At 72.3% G+C, this 15258-nt stretch carries 22 protein-coding genes and 1 tRNA gene; 16 read left to right on the top strand and 7 right to left on the bottom strand.

What is annotated here, in order from left to right; genetic code table 11:
* The first annotated feature begins 80 nt into the window (after positions 1–80).
* The 15 genes from V6D49_RS11900 to V6D49_RS11830 all read left to right on the top strand — a co-directional run bounded on the left by V6D49_RS11900 (position 81) and on the right by V6D49_RS11830 (position 10723).
* Positions 81–335 (top strand): DUF6284 family protein, encoded by a 255-nt coding sequence (locus V6D49_RS11900; RefSeq protein ID WP_445330509.1) that lies wholly within the window; start codon positions 81–83, stop codon positions 333–335.
* Complete coding sequence (locus V6D49_RS11895; RefSeq protein ID WP_340559424.1) at positions 332–973, top strand: GGDEF domain-containing protein; 642 nt, start codon at positions 332–334, stop codon at positions 971–973. The genes V6D49_RS11900 and V6D49_RS11895 overlap by 4 nt, the downstream gene beginning before the upstream one ends.
* Positions 970–1812: a DUF2637 domain-containing protein gene (locus tag V6D49_RS11890; RefSeq protein ID WP_340559422.1), complete on the top strand. Its 843-nt coding sequence runs from the start codon at positions 970–972 to the stop codon at positions 1810–1812. The genes V6D49_RS11895 and V6D49_RS11890 overlap by 4 nt, the downstream gene beginning before the upstream one ends.
* Positions 1809–2429 carry a DNA cytosine methyltransferase gene (locus tag V6D49_RS11885; RefSeq protein WP_340559420.1) on the top strand — a complete coding sequence of 207 codons (621 nt, stop codon included), beginning with the start codon at positions 1809–1811 and terminating at the stop codon, positions 2427–2429. The genes V6D49_RS11890 and V6D49_RS11885 overlap by 4 nt, the downstream gene beginning before the upstream one ends.
* Positions 2426–2812, top strand: a complete 387-nt coding sequence (locus V6D49_RS11880; RefSeq protein WP_340559419.1) for an RRQRL motif-containing zinc-binding protein — start codon at positions 2426–2428, stop codon at positions 2810–2812. The genes V6D49_RS11885 and V6D49_RS11880 overlap by 4 nt, the downstream gene beginning before the upstream one ends.
* A gap of 13 nt (positions 2813–2825) precedes the next feature.
* Positions 2826–3194 carry a DUF6251 family protein gene (locus tag V6D49_RS11875; protein ID WP_340559418.1) on the top strand — a complete coding sequence of 123 codons (369 nt, stop codon included), beginning with the start codon at positions 2826–2828 and terminating at the stop codon, positions 3192–3194.
* Positions 3195–3208: 14 nt separating this feature from the next.
* On the top strand, positions 3209–3397 hold the full coding sequence (locus tag V6D49_RS11870; RefSeq protein ID WP_340559416.1) for a hypothetical protein: 189 nt from the start codon (positions 3209–3211) through the stop codon (positions 3395–3397).
* Between the two features lie 78 nt (positions 3398–3475).
* A complete protein-coding gene (locus V6D49_RS11865; RefSeq protein ID WP_340559414.1) occupies positions 3476–3682 on the top strand; it encodes a hypothetical protein in 207 nt (68 codons plus the stop codon).
* 17 nt (positions 3683–3699) lie between these two features.
* Positions 3700–4008 carry a hypothetical protein gene (locus V6D49_RS11860; protein WP_340559413.1) on the top strand — a complete coding sequence of 103 codons (309 nt, stop codon included), beginning with the start codon at positions 3700–3702 and terminating at the stop codon, positions 4006–4008.
* 88 nt (positions 4009–4096) lie between these two features.
* Positions 4097–6349, top strand: a complete 2253-nt coding sequence (locus V6D49_RS11855) for an AAA family ATPase (protein WP_340559411.1) — start codon at positions 4097–4099, stop codon at positions 6347–6349.
* Positions 6350–6612: 263 nt separating this feature from the next.
* The gene (locus tag V6D49_RS11850) at positions 6613–7521 is read left to right on the top strand and encodes a bifunctional DNA primase/polymerase (protein ID WP_340559410.1); all 909 of its coding nucleotides are present in this window, start codon (positions 6613–6615) and stop codon (positions 7519–7521) included.
* Positions 7518–7871, top strand: coding sequence for a hypothetical protein (locus V6D49_RS11845; RefSeq protein ID WP_340559409.1), 354 nt, complete (start codon positions 7518–7520; stop codon positions 7869–7871). The genes V6D49_RS11850 and V6D49_RS11845 overlap by 4 nt, the downstream gene beginning before the upstream one ends.
* Positions 7868–9025, top strand: coding sequence for a DUF3631 domain-containing protein (locus V6D49_RS11840; RefSeq protein ID WP_340559408.1), 1158 nt, complete (start codon positions 7868–7870; stop codon positions 9023–9025). Before V6D49_RS11845 ends, V6D49_RS11840 begins: the two co-directional genes overlap by 4 nt.
* A gap of 184 nt (positions 9026–9209) precedes the next feature.
* Positions 9210–9440, top strand: a complete 231-nt coding sequence (locus V6D49_RS11835; RefSeq protein ID WP_340559407.1) for an excisionase family DNA-binding protein — start codon at positions 9210–9212, stop codon at positions 9438–9440.
* Positions 9441–9454: 14 nt separating this feature from the next.
* A complete protein-coding gene (locus V6D49_RS11830) occupies positions 9455–10723 on the top strand; it encodes a tyrosine-type recombinase/integrase (protein WP_340559406.1) in 1269 nt (422 codons plus the stop codon).
* 37 nt (positions 10724–10760) lie between these two features.
* Here V6D49_RS11830 and V6D49_RS11825 read toward each other — a convergent pair whose 3' ends face one another.
* The 5 genes from V6D49_RS11825 to V6D49_RS11805 all read right to left on the bottom strand — a co-directional run bounded on the left by V6D49_RS11825 (position 10761) and on the right by V6D49_RS11805 (position 13234).
* Positions 10761–11465 (bottom strand): TIGR02391 family protein, encoded by a 705-nt coding sequence (locus V6D49_RS11825; protein ID WP_340559405.1) that lies wholly within the window; start codon positions 11463–11465, stop codon positions 10761–10763.
* A gap of 141 nt (positions 11466–11606) precedes the next feature.
* Positions 11607–11693 (bottom strand) — tRNA-Ser (locus V6D49_RS11820).
* Between the two features lie 10 nt (positions 11694–11703).
* On the bottom strand, positions 11704–12219 hold the full coding sequence (tadA, locus tag V6D49_RS11815) for a tRNA adenosine(34) deaminase TadA (RefSeq protein ID WP_340559404.1): 516 nt from the start codon (positions 12217–12219) through the stop codon (positions 11704–11706).
* Positions 12220–12276: 57 nt separating this feature from the next.
* Positions 12277–12807, bottom strand: coding sequence for a tRNA adenosine deaminase-associated protein (locus V6D49_RS11810; protein WP_340559403.1), 531 nt, complete (start codon positions 12805–12807; stop codon positions 12277–12279).
* 211 nt (positions 12808–13018) lie between these two features.
* Positions 13019–13234 (bottom strand): hypothetical protein, encoded by a 216-nt coding sequence (locus V6D49_RS11805; protein ID WP_340559401.1) that lies wholly within the window; start codon positions 13232–13234, stop codon positions 13019–13021.
* Positions 13235–13306: 72 nt separating this feature from the next.
* On the opposite strand from V6D49_RS11805, the gene upp reads away from it, so the two are divergent.
* Positions 13307–13942, top strand: a complete 636-nt coding sequence (gene upp, locus V6D49_RS11800) for a uracil phosphoribosyltransferase (protein WP_340559399.1) — start codon at positions 13307–13309, stop codon at positions 13940–13942.
* Between the two features lie 80 nt (positions 13943–14022).
* Here upp and V6D49_RS11795 read toward each other — a convergent pair whose 3' ends face one another.
* On the bottom strand, positions 14023–14697 hold the full coding sequence (locus V6D49_RS11795) for a LytR C-terminal domain-containing protein (protein WP_340559397.1): 675 nt from the start codon (positions 14695–14697) through the stop codon (positions 14023–14025).
* 151 nt (positions 14698–14848) lie between these two features.
* On the bottom strand, positions 14849–15145 hold the full coding sequence (locus V6D49_RS11790; RefSeq protein WP_071268372.1) for a type II toxin-antitoxin system VapB family antitoxin: 297 nt from the start codon (positions 15143–15145) through the stop codon (positions 14849–14851).
* Positions 15146–15258 lie beyond the last annotated feature (113 nt).

Here is a 15258-nt window from a genome sequence, read left to right as displayed (position 1 = left end):
CCCCCTCAGACGGCGCGCGGCCCCGGTGGTGCAACACCGGGGCCGCTTTCGGGCCGTCCAGACCTTAGGAGTCACGACCCGTGAAACCCATCCTCCCACCGGCGGCGGTCCCGCTGCCGGACATGGAGCCGAACCCCGCCGACCTCGCGGCCATCGAGGCCGAGATGCCGCTCATCCGCGCTGAGGTCGAGCTGTTGGACGTGGAGATCGCGTTGTTGGACCGGTCGGGTACCGAGCTGGACTGGCAGCGCTGGCGCCGCCACCTGGGGCGGGTGCTGGACGCCCGCCGGGGCCTGGCCAACCGCACTACCGGTCACGGTGAGGTGATCGCGTGAGCAGCCTGCTTCCCGCCGCTGTGGCGGCGGCGCCGGTGGCGGCCGGGTGGGGTGTGCACGGGCTGTGGCTGCGCCGTCAGCTCCGCACCGCCCGCCGAGACCCCCTCACCGGGCTCCGCACCCGGGCCGCGTTCGAGCGGGCCGCCGCCCGCGCCCTGCGGCGTGGTCCGGCCGCTGTCCTGGTCATCGACCTGGATGGCTTCAAGCACGTGAACGACACCTTCGGTCACGCCGCCGGAGACCACGCCCTGACCGTCGCCGCTGGCGCCCTGACCGAGGTGCTGGAGGGGCGGGGCGGGATCGCCGGGCGGCTGGGCGGGGATGAGTTCGCCGCCGTCGTCCCGGCCCCGCAGGACTACGCGGTGCCGTGGCTCCTGCGGGCCCTGCACGGCGCCTTGTGCGCGCCACTGGCCTACCAGGGCCACACCGTGCACGTGGGTGCTTCGATCGGCGCGAGCCTGACGGCCGAACACCCCACCCCGTGCCTGTCGCTGGCGTTGCGGCGGGCGGATGAGGCGATGTACGCGGCCAAGCGGGACGGCGGTGGCTGGCGCATCGCCGACGGACCCACCCCCACCGCGCGGACGGTCAACGGCCGCCGTGCCGGCCGCAGGGGCACGCGGGGGGTGGCGGCATGAACCGGACCGCTAAGACGCTGCTCGTCCTGGCGTTGGTCGTCGTGGTGGCGATGGCGTTTCGGGTGTCGTGGAACGCGCTGCGGGACGTGGCCAAGACGGTCGGGGCCGACCCGACCGCCGCTCTGCTCTACCCCTTCGTGGTGGACGGACTCATGGCCCTTGCCCTGGTCGCCACGCTCACCCTGACGGGACGGGATCGGCGGTTCGCGCTGCGGGTGCTGGCCGGATACACGCTGGCCTCGCTGGTGCTCAACTACGTGCACGGGCTGGTGCCCGCGATGCACGACGGCGGGCAGACCGACGGTCTGGCCGACTGGGGTCCGGCGAACTGGGCGCTGGTTCTGCTGGCGACCAGTCTGCCGGTCGGGGCCATCTTCTTCGGCTCGGACCTGGTGGCCAAGGTGCTGCACCACCGCCCCACCCCCGCTGAGGCGAATGCGGAGGAATCCACCGAGACGACCGTAAAGCGGTCGCCCGTTGACCTGCGCAAGTCGGTCCCGCAGCCGGTGGCCGAGTCGCCCGCCCCGAAGGCGGTCGAGTCGCCCCCGATGCCGGTGGCGGTCGCCCCGGCCGACCCGGTTCCGGTGCGGGCGGTGGCGGCTGCCGGGTCGGGGCCGCGTCGGGCGACGGGTCGGGTGCCGCAGTCGGCCCGCACCCCCAACCGACCCGCCCGCACCCGCGACCAACTCCTCACCGAAGCGCGTGAGGCGACGGAGGGATGGTCGGACGGGGAGCTGACCGCGAACGCGATCCGGCAGGCGGTCCGAACCTCCGCCGCCAACGCCCGGATGCTGCGGGACGCGCTGAAGTCCGAGCGGTCGGCGCAGGTGCCGGCATGAGGGCCCGGCCGTGGAACGGGATGCGGGTGCTGGACCTGTGCTGCGGTGCCGGTGGAATGTCGATGGGCTACCACCTGGCGGGCTTCGAAGTGGTGGGGGTGGACATCGCCCCGCAGCCGAACTACCCCTTCACCTTCCACCAGGCCGACGCGCTGACCTTCCCGCTGGAGGGCTTCGACCTGGTCCACGCCTCCTGGCCGTGCCAGGCGTTCGCCCCGGTCACCGCCTGGCGCGGCGACCGGGGCGCTCACCCCGACCTCCTCACCCCCGGGCGCGCCCGCCTGCAAGCGTCGGGGCTGCCGTGGGTGGTCGAGAACGTGCCCCAGGCGCCGTTGCGTCCGGACTACCTGCTGTGCGGTACGCAGTTCGGTCTCAACGTCCGCCGCCATCGTGCCTTTGAGACCTCCTGGGGCGGGGGCGGGGAGCTGTTGCCGCCCTGCTGGCACCGCCCCGGGCTCCTGGCCTTCGCGCACAAGGGTGAGCGGGCCTACGCCGACGCCATGGGCTGCGCCTGGATGACCAACCGCGAAGCGCGCCAAGCCGTACCCCCCGCCTACACCCACTGGATCGCCAGCCAGTACCTCACCCACCACGACACCACGCGGGTAGCGGCATGAACCGCCTCACCCGCACCGACTGCCACGACCCCACCGGGGCCCGCTTCGGCCTGCCCACCTACCCCTGGCGTCTCGCGCCCGAGGGGCTGGCTACCCGCCGTCAGCTCCGCGCCGCCGGGCTTAGGCCCGGCGGTCAGGAGGTGGCAGCCCAGGTGCTCCGCCCACGACGGCGGGGGCGTGAGCCGCTGGTCGCCTACCTCTACCGCATCGACGCCGCCAAACCGGTGCGCCCGATGACGGCGGCGCGGTGGGCGGCGGTGCGTCGGGCGGTTGCCGCTCGCCGCGTCTGCCCCGCCTGCCGCCTGGACCGGGGCTACTGCATCCCGACCTCGGTGGGTGTCTGCAACACGTGCTCGATGACGTCGGCCGCGCTCGCGGCCTGAAAGGAGCAACCCCGTGGAACACCTTCCCGACCGGCGCCCGGATTCGGCGCCGCCGGTCCCGCAGGTGGTGCGGCTGCCGGACGGCACCCACACCTACGCCGACCCCGCCACCCTCACCCCGCAGGTCGTGCACGTCCACCAGGCCCCGCCGGACCGCACCGTTGCCCGGCTCGCCCTCGGTGCCGGTACCGGCGCCGGGGCGGTGGCGGCCGGGGTCTACTTCGGGCCGCTGCTGGTCGGCGCGCTCGCGTCCATGGCGGTCAGCCTGCTGGCCGTGACGCTCGCGGTCGCGGTGACCTGCTGGGCCGTGGTGCACGTCGTGCGCTCCGTCGGCGGCGCCGAGGGACAGGCCGCCGCCAAGACCCTGCGCCGCAAGCGCTGAGAAGGGGGGCCGTGATGTTCAACGCCGGTGACCGGGTGCTGATCGTGTCGTGCGAGGACGACCCGCGCGCCGCTGGCCGGACGGGCCGGATCGTCGACGAAGTCCAGCCGGGGCCGCTGACCGGCGGCCGGTGGACGGTCCACCGCATCAGCCCCTTGGTCGGCCCCGTCCTGTGCCACGGCCACGAGTTGCGGCCCGCCTGACGGCTGCCTGTCCGCCCCCGGACCCCGGGGGCGGGCGGGGAGCCGGGACAGACCCGGCCCGCGCCGAAGGAGGACACCTTGCCCAGCAACGCCGACGAGATCGCCTGGCGCCTGATCAACACCGAGGACTGGGGCGGCGGTCTGGAGCGCACCTACCAGGCCGAGAACGTCGAGCACGCCGGATGTGGCGGTGACGTGCTGCTCATCCAGCTCCACGACGAGATGGACGCCGTCACCGGCAGCCGCTCCCGCTGCGCGCAGTGCGGCGACGACCTCACCGACTGACCACCCGGGAGGCCGACATGCCCCAGTACACCTACACCCGCGCCGAGAAGGCCGAACGCGCCCGCCTGCTGATCAAGGGCGCCCGGGGTGCCTACGGCGACACCACGGCCGTCGAGCGGCGCATCGACCGCATCGACCAGGCCGCCGCCGACCGGGCCCGCCGTGAGCACGCCGCCCACGCCCGGCTGCTGGACGAGGCCCGTAACGCGCTGGCCGCCGCCCGAGTGGCCGAGCGGGCCGCCGGGCGGGGTGAGCGGGCCGCCGCGCGGGAAGCGCGCCGCGCGGCCGAGAAGCGCCTGCGCGCCGTCGAGCGCACCGGCAGGTGACGCCCCGGGGCGGCCGTCAGGCGCCAACCAAGACCGGCCGCCCCGGGCCCCACCGCCGCCACGTAGACGAACGGAAGGAGCATCCATCATGACCGAACCCGCCGCCGGGCCGAAGCCCGTCAACGGTCACGCCGAACCCACGGTGCGGCTCATCAGGTTCACCGAGCCGGAGAACAACGTGACCGTTGTCGACGTTGATCCGGGCACCGAGCCGGTCGCCGAGATGACCGGCGCCCCCACCATCCCGCCGCCCCCCACCGAGCCCCCGGCCACCCTCGTTGACGGGGTGACCGAAGCCGCCGCCCCGGGCGCCGAGATGGCCACCGAGCTGACCGCGCCGGTGCCCGTGGACCGGCCGGACGTGGTCGCCGATACGGGTACGTTCCTCGGTCAGCGTCGGGCGTTCCTGGCGTCGGCGCCGCCGGTCATCCCGGCGTGGCTGCGCAAGGCGTCCGACTTCACCGACGCGGTGAAGTGGACCACCAACTACTACGCGCACCTGACCGCGTTCCACGCCGTGCGCGCCCCCGTCTACCTCATGCGCCTCATCGTGCGGTCTCCGCGCGGCGGGGCTCGCTTGGTGGCCCGGTGGGTGCGGTGGGTCGTTGACGCCGAGGCGCGGCCCGTGGAGACCAAGGCCGCCGCCTCGGGCGACGTTGAGGCGTGGCTCGCGCTCTCCCGTGAGCACTCCCGCCGGGTGCGGCCCCGCCGGGTCGCCTCCGCCGTGGTGGCCGGGTCGGCCGCTCTGGCGGCCGGTGTGGGCGCCCTGCTGCTGCCGCCGTGGGTGCTGGCCGCTTCGGTGCCCGCGTTCCTGTCCGCCTTGGGTGTGGCCGGGCGCGACCGGGACAAGCCGCTGGTGACCCGGTACGTGCACGTCGACCACCTCTCGGCGCTCACCTCCACCGAAGTGTTCGACGCCCTCTCCGCCATCGGTGTCGGTGACAAGAAGAAGTCGGAAGTCTCCTTCGCCGCTGAGATTCAGCGCGACGGGCCCGGCTGGCGCGCCGAGGTCGACCTGCCCCGTGGTGTGGAAGCCGCCCGGGTCTTGGAGAAGCGGGCCGCTTTGGCCGCTGCGATGCGTCGCCCGATCTCCACGGTGTGGCCCGAGGGGGACGGCAACGCCCACCCCGGGCGGCTCGTGCTGTGGGTGGCGCAGCAGGACCCGGCCAAGGCGCCGCGCAAGCTGTGGCCGCTGATGAAGACTGGCACCGCCGACGTCTTCAAGCCCCTGCCCTTCGGGTTCGACCCGCGCGGCAACCTCGTTGAGATCACCCTCATGTACTCCAACCTCCTCGTGGGCGGCATCCCCGGATCGGGTAAGACGTCCTGCGCGCTGGCGATCGTGCTCGGTGTCGCGCTGGACCCGACCGCTGAGCTGTGGGTGTATGAGCTGAAGGGCTCGGGGGACTTGAACTCGGTCAAGCCCGTCTGCCACCGCTACGTCTCCGGCGACGACGACGAGGACATCGAAGCCACCGTGGCCGGGCTCCGCGCCGGTATCGCCGAGCAGCAGCGGCGGGCGAAGTTCATCAAGTCCCTGCCCTCCTCCGAGACCCCCGACGGACGGCGCGTCACGCGGGAGCTTGCCGAGAAGTACCCCGAGCAGAACCTCGGGCCGCGCGTCATCGTCGTCGACGAGGCACAGGAGCTGTTCACGCACGACGAGTACGGCGACGAGGCCGAGAAGCTGTGCACCAAGCTCATCAAGAAGGGCCGCGCCTACGGCGTCATCCTGATCCTGCTCACGCAGAACCCGGACGCCTCCTCACTGCCCACCAAGGTCTCCAGCAGCGTTGGCACCCGCCTGTGCCTGGCGGTGATGGACTGGCGGGCCAACAACAACGTGCTGGGCACCGGCGCCCACGAGCGGGGCCTGCGCGCCACGGAGATCAGCGTCACCGAGCAGGGCACCGGCATTCTCGCCCGGGGCCGCGAAGGCAGCACCGTCCGCGCGGCGTTCATCAAGCAGACCGAAGCCGAGGAGATCGGCAAGCGCGCCTTGGCCCTGCGGCACGCGGCCGGAACCCTGTCGGGTGAAGCCGCGGGGCAGGAGGTCGAGCACGCCGACACCGCAACCGTCGTCGACCACCTGCGTGATGTGTGGCCCACCGGAGCCGACGCCGTCCACTCCCACCGGCTCGTCGAAGCACTGGCCGCCTACCGCCCCGACCTCTACGGGCCCTGGCTCGACGAGAACGCCGCCGCCCGCTCCACCCTCCTGTCGGCCACGCTCAAAACCCACAAGGTCCCCACCCGCCAGCTGACGATCCGGGACTGCTGCGGCGGCGCCAAAGGCGTCCGGCTCGCCGACCTCCCCGAGACGGCCGACGACACCGACTAGCCACCGCCGGGCCGGTTTCGGCAAGGGATCAAGGTTTCACCCCCACCCGAAACCGGTTTCGCCCCCGACATCGCCCCCACAGCGTCCTGACCAGCAGCGATATCGGGTTTCGACCACACCCGCCCCACCCCGATAACCCCACGAAAACAGCCCTGCGGCACCCACCACGCAGACACCTCACGACCCGACACGCACCAAGGGCGGCCCCCACTCCTACCAAGAACCGGGGCCGCCCTCTCTCCCACTACAGGAGGTCCTTCAGCATGCCTCATGACCCCCGGCCCGCGCTCCTGCGCGCGGCCCTGGACGCCGCTGAGCACGGCTGGCCCGTCTTCCCCCTGCGGCCCGGCACCAAGCGCCCGGCGTTGCACGCCGAGCACGCCTGCCCCCGCACCGGCGAGTGCGCGGGCGGGCACGTGAAGTGGGAGCGGCGCGCCAGCATCGACCCCGCCCGCATCCACGCCGCCTGGACCCACCGCCCCTACAACATCGGCATCGCCACCGGCCCGGCCGACCTGGTCGTCATCGACCTCGACCAGCCGAAGAACCAGACGGACGCGCCGTGCGGCGCGACGACCTTTCAGGCGCTCTGCGAGCGCGCCGGGCAGGCCGTCCCCACCACCCGCCGCGTGCGGACTGCCAGCGGCGGAGAGCACCTGTACTTCACCGCCCCGCCCGGCGTCCGGCTGGCCAACACCGCCGGTCGGCTCGGGCCGCTGGTGGACACCCGGGCATGGGGCGGCTACGTCGTCGCCCCCGGCAGCACCCTCCCCCACGGCCCCTACGAGATCACCGACCCGGCCCCGGTCGCGCGGCTGCCCCGGTGGCTGCTGGGCGCCCTCACCCCGCCGCCCCCGCCCCGCCCGGACTCGGGGGCGGCGGTGGTGTCGGGTGCGGTGCCCGGGTACGTCGCCGCCGCGCTGCGCAACGAGACCGCGAACGTGGCCGGGGCCCCGGAAGGCGTGCGGAACTGGACGCTCACCCGGGCCGCCCGCGCGCTGGGGCGCTTCGTCGCATCCGGCGACCTGCCCCGGTACGTGGTTGAGCAGGCTCTTAAGGAGGCGGGGGAAGCGGCCGGCCTGCGCGAGTCCGAGTGCACCCCGGTCATCACCAGCGCCCTGAACTGGTCCATCGCCAACAACCCGAGCACCGGGCACAGGAGGGCCGCATGACCCCCGGATCCCCCCGCCTTAAGAGCCTCACCACCACGCCCGACACCCCGCGCGCCGCCGAACCGTCCGGCCCCTCGCGAGCCGTGGGCGCCGGGAAGGTCGTCGGCCGCAAGGCCGTCCGATCAGCCTTCGGCACCGACCAGCAGCCGGACGGCGGCCGGTTCCCCCGCGCGTGGCTGCGCATCACCGCACCCTCCGGCGCCGCCCCCTCGGCCCGCTTCGGGTGCGCCTGCGGGCACCGGCAGTCGGCCATCGGCCGCACCCGCGTACTCGCCCTCATCGACGCCCACACCGCGCACCGCGCCACCTGCCCGCTGCGCAACCACACCGAACGGAGGACGGCCGCATGAGCGCGATCAACGGCGCCGCGCTGCTGGACGACGTCGAAGCCTTCCACCGCCGCTTCAACGCCTTCCCCACCGAAGCGGCCTACGTGGCCGTGGCCCTGTGGGACGCCCACGCGCACCTGCTCGACTGCTTCGACTCCACCCCCCGCATCGCCTTCCTCAGCCCCGAACCGGGGTCGGGCAAGTCCCGCGCGCTGGAGATCGTAGAGACCCTGGTTCCGCAACCGATGGTGGCGGTCAACGCGTCCGCCGCCGCCCTCTTCCGCGCCGTGTCCGGGCCCGAGGGGCGGCCGACGATCCTGTTCGATGAGATCGACACCGTCTTTGGGCCCAAGGCGGGGGACAACGAGGAACTGCGCGGGTTCCTCAACGCCGGACACCGCCGCTCCGGCGTCACCTACCGGTGCGTGGGCGACGGCTCCACACAGTCGGTCGTGCCCTTCCCGTCCTACTGCGCCGTGGCGGTGGCCGGACTGGGCAACCTCCCGGACACGATCATGACCCGCTCCATCGTCATCCGCATGCGCCGCCGTGCCCGGAACGAGACCGTGGAGCCGTTCCGGGCCCGCATCCACACCCCGCAGGGCAACAAGCTCCGCGACCGGTTGGCGAACTGGGCCGAAGCGGCCCGGCCGATGGTCGACGGTGTCTTCCCCGAGATGCCCGACGGCGTGACCGACCGGCCCGCCGATGTGTGGGAACCGCTCATCGCCGTGGCGGACGCGGCAGGCGGGCACTGGCCGAAGCGGGCCCGCGCGGCGTGCGTGGAGCTGGTCAACGCTTCCAAGGTGGACGACAAGGGCAGCGTCGGCATCCGCCTGCTGACCGACCTGCGCGACCAGGTCCTCAACGGCATCGACCGCCTTCCCACCGTCGCCGTCCTCGAACGGCTCCACAGCCTGGACGAAGCCCCCTGGGCCGACATGGGCGGCAAGCCCCTGGACGCACGCGGCCTGTCCAAGCTCCTGCGCCAGTACATGACGGCCGACAACACCCCCATCGCCGCCCGCAACATCAAGACCGGCGGCGGAGTCCTCAAGGGCTACTACGCGGCCGACCTCACGGACGCCTGGGCCCGGTACTGCCCCCCACCCCCCGGAAGTCCGCTACTTCCGCTACCGCCGCTACCGGCCAGCTCACAGCCCTACGACGGGTAGCGGCAAGCCCGGATTCCTCCGCTACCCCACCACCCACACCCGCTACCGGCCCGACCCCGACCACGTCGGGCCGGTAGCGGACCCATCCGCTACCGCTACCCCCATCCGCTACCACGATCACGCCCCTGACCAGGGCGGTAGCGGAGGTAGCGGAAGTAGCGGACCTCAGAGAGAGGCAGCGCACATGGCCGTGCAGGACAAGCCCGTTGATCACAAGCTCGCCCTTCTGACCGTCGAGGAAGCCGCTCGGCGTCTCGGCATCGGGCGGACCGTCTGCTACCGCCTCATCGGCTCCGGCGATCTGGAGTCGGTCACCGTCGGGCGGCTCCGCAGGGTGCCCGCCGAAGCCATCCCCGAGTACGTCGCCCGCCTCCGTACCGCCCACCGCTCGGCCGCTCACGCTGCCGCCGTCTGAGAGGACGCCCATCAGTGGCAGAGCAGAAGCCCCGCACACGTCAGCCAAACGGCCGGTCATCCGTCTATCTCGGCAATGACGGGAAGTGGCATGGCCGAGTGACCGTCGGAATCCGCGACGACGGGCGGCCGGACCGTCGCCACGTCGAGAGGAAGACCAAGGCTGAGGTCACCAAGGCGGTCCGAGAGCTGGAACGCCAGAGGGACGCCGGGAAGCTCCGGAAGCCGGGCAAGCGGTGGACGGTGGCCGACTGGCTGACCCACTGGGTGGAGACCATCGCACCGCTCGCCGTCAACGAGAACACGATGGTGGGCTACGGCGTAGCTGTACGGAAGCACATCATCCCCGCCCTCGGTGCTCACCGGCTCGACCGCTTGGAGCCGGAGCACATCGAGCGGTTCTACGCGCGGATGCAGGAACAGGGGAGCGCGGCCGCCACGGCTCACCAGGCGCACCGGACGTTCCGGACGGCTCTCAACGAAGCCGTCCGGCGCGGGCACATCGCCGAGAACCCCGTGCGGTTGGCCAAGGCCCCACGTGTTAGTGAAGAGGAAGTCGAGCCGTACACGGTGGAGGAAGTGCGGCGACTCCTCACCGCAGCGCAGCGCCGTCGGAACCCGGCTCGGTGGGCTGTCGCCTTGGCACTGGGGCTCCGGCAGGGCGAAGCGCTCGGGTTGAAGTGGACGGACGTCGACCTGGACGGTGGCGTCCTCTTCGTCCGGCGTAGCAGGCGGCGGCCCCGGTACGCCCACGGATGCGGAGATACCTGCGGCCGGAAGGCCGGGTACTGCCCGGAGCGGCGCCGGACGAATCCCGAGACAGCCGAGACGAAATCGCGTGCCGGCCGTCGAGCCGTGGGGCTCCCGCCCCAGCTTGCGGACCTCTTGCGGCGGCACCGCGTCGAGCAGGACCGCGAGCGACAGGCCGCAGGGGAGCACTGGCACGACGACGGTTGGCTCTTCGCCACATCGACCGGTCGGGGCACGTCTCCCCGCGTTGACTACGACGAGTGGAAGGAGCTGCTGAGGGACGCGAAAGTCCGAGACGGCCGTCTCCACGACGCCCGACACACCGCCGCAACAGTCCTGCTCATCCTGGGAGTGTCGGAACGGGCTGTCATGGGCCTCATGGGCTGGTCGTCGACGTCCATGACCGCGCGGTATCAGCACATGGTCGATTCCGTCCGCACTGATGTAGCCCGACAGGTCGACGGACTGATCTGGAAGCCTGACAGCAACGGGTCCGACGACGGCACTGCCGGGGCGCTCCATTCCTTGCGCTGAGGCTGTGGGGGGCAGACTCTGCTCTGCCCCCACAGCGCTACGTCACTACATTGCACGCGTGGATCAGTCGCGCCAGCACACTGAACGTGGCCAACTGTTCCAGAGCCTCTTGCTCGGTCAGGTCACGAGTCTCATGGGCGGCAGGGTTCCGAAGCGCAGAGTAGGCGCCTTGTCCGAGTTGCAGTGCACCGCGTTGCCGTGTCTGTACTCCGGTGTCCTTTTGATCGCCTGGTATCCGGAGCCGGGGCTTGCCCGGCTCCGGATCTTTGTCGCTCAAGGCTTCTTGAATGAGCTTGGCATCCGACAGGTCACGACGGCCTAGCTTGTCCTGAAGGTGTGCGTTGATCGATGTTGCTGCGGCGTGGACGGAGGCGCGGTAGTGCTTGGACTCCCAAAAAGTGCGAGCCGCATCCCACACCCACGGGTGGAACTGATCGGCCGTAAGGGAAGGAGCGTCGGGGGCCAATCGGACTGCCCACTCGTCCATGTCGGTCAGGACGCCGATTGCGCGCTGGATCTGGTTGGAGTGGATGGCGAGCCCAGCCCACTCATCGTCTGTGAGCACCTCTGCTTCGGAGAACAGAGGATCCAAGCGGCGCAAGATCTTCAATACCGTGGGCTCGGATTCAAAGAGTCGCTTCCTCAGTTCTGAGGTGTCGCCCTTGCCCAACCTGACACTCCAGTACTCCCCTGTCAGCTGATCAAACTCATCGAGGCGCTGCCGCATCCAGTCACGATCCACACGCGGAGCGTAGAGGGCGAAGCGCCGAGGGTGTCAGAGTTTTCGTACGGTCGACCGGCAACTGAGACGGAAACTGAGACGGGCCGACGACGAAGGGCCGGACCCGCACGGGTCCGGCCCTTCGTTCGTCCTGCTCACGAGCGGTAGCGGTGGGATTTGAACCCACGGAGGAGTTGCCCCCTCACTCGCTTTCGAGGCGAGCTCCTTCGGCCGCTCGGACACGCTACCGGGAGAGAGCTTAGCCCACGCCCGGGCCCGCGCCGAAATCGGTTCCGGACCGGTCCCGGAAGAACGCCGTCAGCACGCCCCCGCACTCCGGCGCGAGGACGCCCGCGATCACCTCGGGGCGGTGGTTGAGCCGGCGGTCGCGGACGGCGTCCCACAGGGAGCCGGCCGCGCCCGCCTTGGCGTCCCGGGCGCCGTAGACGACGCGGTCCACCCGGGCCAGCACCAGCGCGCCCGCACACATCGTGCAGGGTTCGAGCGTGACGACCAGGGTGCAGCCGGTCAGCCGCCACTCGCCGACCGCCCGGGAGGCCGCGCGCAGCGCCAGGACCTCCGCGTGGGCGGTCGGGTCGCCTTCGGCCTCGCGCTCGTTGTGCCCCCGGCCGAGGACCGTCCGGCCGTCCGGCCCGAGGACGACCGCGCCCACCGGGACGTCGCCGCCCGCCGGGGCACGGCGGGCCTCGGCCAGGGCGAGCCGCATCGCGGGGAGCCACGGGTCACGGACGGGGTCTGCGGAAGGGGCTGACATGCCTTCCAGTGTCGCCCTCCACCGCCGCCCCGGCGTACGCGGTGTCGAGCCCCCGGGCTACCGAACGGCCTCCAGCACGTCCGTGCAGCCCAGCGCCTCCGCGATCTGCGCCATCGCCTCGTCGGCCGAGAGCAGGACGACGTCCTCCGCACTCATCCCGAGGTCGGCCAGCAGTTCCGCGTCGCCGACCGGCCCCTCCGGCACCGTCTCGGCGGCGGAGCCCGGCAGGTCCCCGTCGGGCTCCGGCTCGCCGTCCTCCGTGCCGTCGAGATCGGTCAGGCTGTCGAGGTCGTCGACGGCGCGGGGCTCGCGGCCGAGCATCTCGTCGGTGAGCAGGATCTCCCCGTACGCGCTGCGCGCGGCCGCAGCGGCGCCGGACACGAAGATCCGCGGGTCGTCCTCCCCGTCGACGCGGACGACGCCGAACCAGACGTTCTCCTGCTCGATGCAGATCAGGACCGTGTCGTCGTCGACGGACGCCTCGCGGGCGACGTCGGTCAGATCGGCCAGGGTTTCCACATTGTCGAGTTCTGTGTCGCTCGCTTCCCAACCCTCATCGGTACGAGCGAGCAGTGCGGCGAAGTACACCGTGACTCTCCCACTGGTTTCCAACGTTCCCGAGGTTCAAGTGGGGCGACGCCCCGCTCACTCGGAATCGTGACAGAAACAGGGGCCCGGAGAGGAGTCTTCGGGCGTGCGTCGGCGCAGGTGTTTGCCGATCGCCCGAGTGCCCGCACCGCCGCACACCGCACGGTGCCGCCCGCCCGGGCTTCGGTGCCGTCGCGTGGCGGCGCCCGCCTCACCAGCGGAACGTGCGCATCCGCATCTGCTCGCGCATCCGGGCGGCGCGTGCGCGCCGGGGCTGGACGCGGTCCCGCAGGGCCTTGGCCTCGCTCAGCTCCCGCAGGAAGAGGGCGCGCCTGCGCAGCCGCTCGGGGTCGGACACGCGGTCCTCGCCGGTGTGCCGCGCTCCGGTGCGGTCGGCGGGGTGCTGCGCGTCGGATGCGTCGGGCATGGGCCTCACCTCCGGCGTATGCGTCCACTTTCCCCGGAACACCCGTTTCACGCCACCGGTAAGGTCGTGGGCATGCGGACCCACGTCGTCGACCACCCCCTCGTCGCCCACAAGCTCAGCACGCTGCGCGACAGGCGTACCGATTCCCCCACCTTCCGGCGCCTCGCCGACGAGCTCGTGACCCTGCTCGCCTACGAGGCCACGCGCGACGTGCGCACCGAGCGGGTCGGCATCGAGACGCCCGTCACAGCGACCACCGGCGTGCGGCTGTCCCGTCCGCGTCCGCTGGTGGTGCCCATCCTGCGGGCCGGGCTCGGCATGCTGGAGGGCATGGTGCGGCTCCTCCCCACGGCGGAGGTCGGCTTCCTCGGCATGATCCGCGACGAGGAGACCCTGCAGGCGTCCACGTACGCGACCCGGATGCCCGAGGAGCTGTCCGGGCGGCAGGTCTACGTCCTGGACCCCATGCTCGCCACCGGCGGCACGCTCGTCGCGGCCATCCAGGAGCTGATCTCGCGCGGCGCGGACGACGTCACGGCGATCTGCCTCCTCGCCGCCCCCGAGGGCGTGGAGCTGATGGAGCGGGAGCTGGCCGGTACCCCGGTGACCGTGGTGACGGCCGCCGTCGACGAACGGCTCAACGACCAGGGCTACATCGTGCCGGGCCTCGGTGACGCCGGTGACCGGATGTACGGCACGGCCGACTGACCGGAGGCGGGCGGCGCGGCCGCACCGGTGCGGCGGCGGTGCGGCGGCGGTGCGGCGGCGGGCCGGGGCGGGTTGTGACGTCAGCAGCCCGTGGGGGAGGGCTCCGGTGCGGGGCTGGCCAGCGCCGTCAGCGTCTTCGCCGCCGTCTTCGGCGCGGTGAGCGCGCGGAACCCGTCGCCCAGCACCAGGTCCACGCTGTCGGCGGCGGCGCCCTCGCGGGCGGCGTCCGTACGGGGCTCGGCCTTCGCCAGATGGGCGGTCAGCAGCGCCAGGGCCCCGTCGGCCTCCGCCTTCTCCGTGCCGATCAGCAGGCCCGGTGCCTTCACCTTGCCGTCCAGCTCGGGCGGGGCGTTGTCGACCGCCCCGATGGTGAAGCCGCGCTTCTCCAGCTCGTCGGCCGTTCGCTGCGCGAGACCGGTGCGCTGGGTCGCGTTGAGCACGTTGACGGTGACGGCCGCCGGTTCCGCCACCTTCCCGGCCTTCCCCGCTGTTCCCGCCACCGGTTGGACGTCCTGCGCGGAGGCGGACGGGGAGGGCGTGCACCCGGCGGCGTGCGCCGTGTTGAGCGGCGCGGAGTCGCCGGAGAAGACCGAGACGAGCTCCAGCGTGCCCCACGAGAGCAACGCGAGCGCGGTGACGCCGGTGACGGCGCTCAGAACGATCCGGTGCCGGCCGCGGCGGCGCCGCATGCGCGGGTAGCGGTCACCCGTGATGCGGTACTCCCCACCCAGGCCAGGGGGCGTCAGCATGCTCATGGCCGAAGGGTATCGCCGCCGGGCTGAAGTGCGTACAGGCTGACTTACGTACGGACGCCGGTGCGCCCCGAAAGAGTCACAGCGCTACGGGAAAAGGCGCAGTCCGACGCGGCCGGGGCGTCCGGCGGCGCGTGGTTCCCCGACGGCTGCGTCAGTCCAGCTCCAGGACCCGGGCGTGCAGCACCTGACGCTGTTGCAGCGCCGCCCGAACGGCGCGGTGCAGCCCGTCCTCCAGGTAGAGGTCGCCCTGCCACTTCACGACGTGGGCGAAGAGGTCGCCGTAGAACGTCGAGTCCTCCGCGAGGAGCGTCTCCAGGTCGAGCTGGCCCTTGGTCGTGACGAGCTGGTCCAGGCGTACCGGGCGTGGGGCCACGTCCGCCCACTGCCGGGTGCTGTCCCGGCCATGGTCGGGGTACGGCCGACCGTTTCCGATTCGCTTGAAGATCACACGGAAAGCCTACCGGGCGGGCGGCGCGGGGCGCAGCCTCGCGGGCCGGCGCGCGACGCGCTTTTCCACGCATCCGCCCGGGCCCTGTGCCGGGGCGGGGCGGCGGCTCCACA

Source organism: Streptomyces sp. GSL17-111 (genome assembly GCF_037911585.1).
Classification (GTDB): Bacteria; Actinomycetota; Actinomycetes; order Streptomycetales; family Streptomycetaceae; genus Streptomyces.
Note: the sequence above shows the minus strand (reverse complement) of the source record. Positions and strands in the feature narration are given on the sequence as shown.

Bases quoted from the DNA above. Each gene is read 5' to 3' on its own strand.
- V6D49_RS11890 (WP_340559422.1), top strand. From the start codon at position 970: ATGAACCGGACCGCTAAGACGCTGCTCGTCCTGGCGTTGGTCGTCGTG.
- V6D49_RS11885 (WP_340559420.1), top strand. From the start codon at position 1,809: ATGAGGGCCCGGCCGTGGAACGGGATGCGGGTGCTGGACCTGTGCTGC.
- V6D49_RS11880 (WP_340559419.1), top strand. From the start codon at position 2,426: ATGAACCGCCTCACCCGCACCGACTGCCACGACCCCACCGGGGCCCGC.
- V6D49_RS11870 (WP_340559416.1), top strand. From the start codon at position 3,209: ATGTTCAACGCCGGTGACCGGGTGCTGATCGTGTCGTGCGAGGACGAC.
- V6D49_RS11860 (WP_340559413.1), top strand. From the start codon at position 3,700: ATGCCCCAGTACACCTACACCCGCGCCGAGAAGGCCGAACGCGCCCGC.
- V6D49_RS11855 (WP_340559411.1), top strand. From the start codon at position 4,097: ATGACCGAACCCGCCGCCGGGCCGAAGCCCGTCAACGGTCACGCCGAA.
- V6D49_RS11850 (WP_340559410.1), top strand. From the start codon at position 6,613: ATGCCTCATGACCCCCGGCCCGCGCTCCTGCGCGCGGCCCTGGACGCC.
- V6D49_RS11845 (WP_340559409.1), top strand. From the start codon at position 7,518: ATGACCCCCGGATCCCCCCGCCTTAAGAGCCTCACCACCACGCCCGAC.
- V6D49_RS11840 (WP_340559408.1), top strand. From the start codon at position 7,868: ATGAGCGCGATCAACGGCGCCGCGCTGCTGGACGACGTCGAAGCCTTC.
- V6D49_RS11835 (WP_340559407.1), top strand. From the start codon at position 9,210: ATGGCCGTGCAGGACAAGCCCGTTGATCACAAGCTCGCCCTTCTGACC.
- tadA (WP_340559404.1), bottom strand. From the start codon at position 12,219: ATGTCAGCCCCTTCCGCAGACCCCGTCCGTGACCCGTGGCTCCCCGCG.
- V6D49_RS11805 (WP_340559401.1), bottom strand. From the start codon at position 13,234: ATGCCCGACGCATCCGACGCGCAGCACCCCGCCGACCGCACCGGAGCG.
- upp (WP_340559399.1), top strand. From the start codon at position 13,307: ATGCGGACCCACGTCGTCGACCACCCCCTCGTCGCCCACAAGCTCAGC.
- V6D49_RS11795 (WP_340559397.1), bottom strand. From the start codon at position 14,697: ATGAGCATGCTGACGCCCCCTGGCCTGGGTGGGGAGTACCGCATCACG.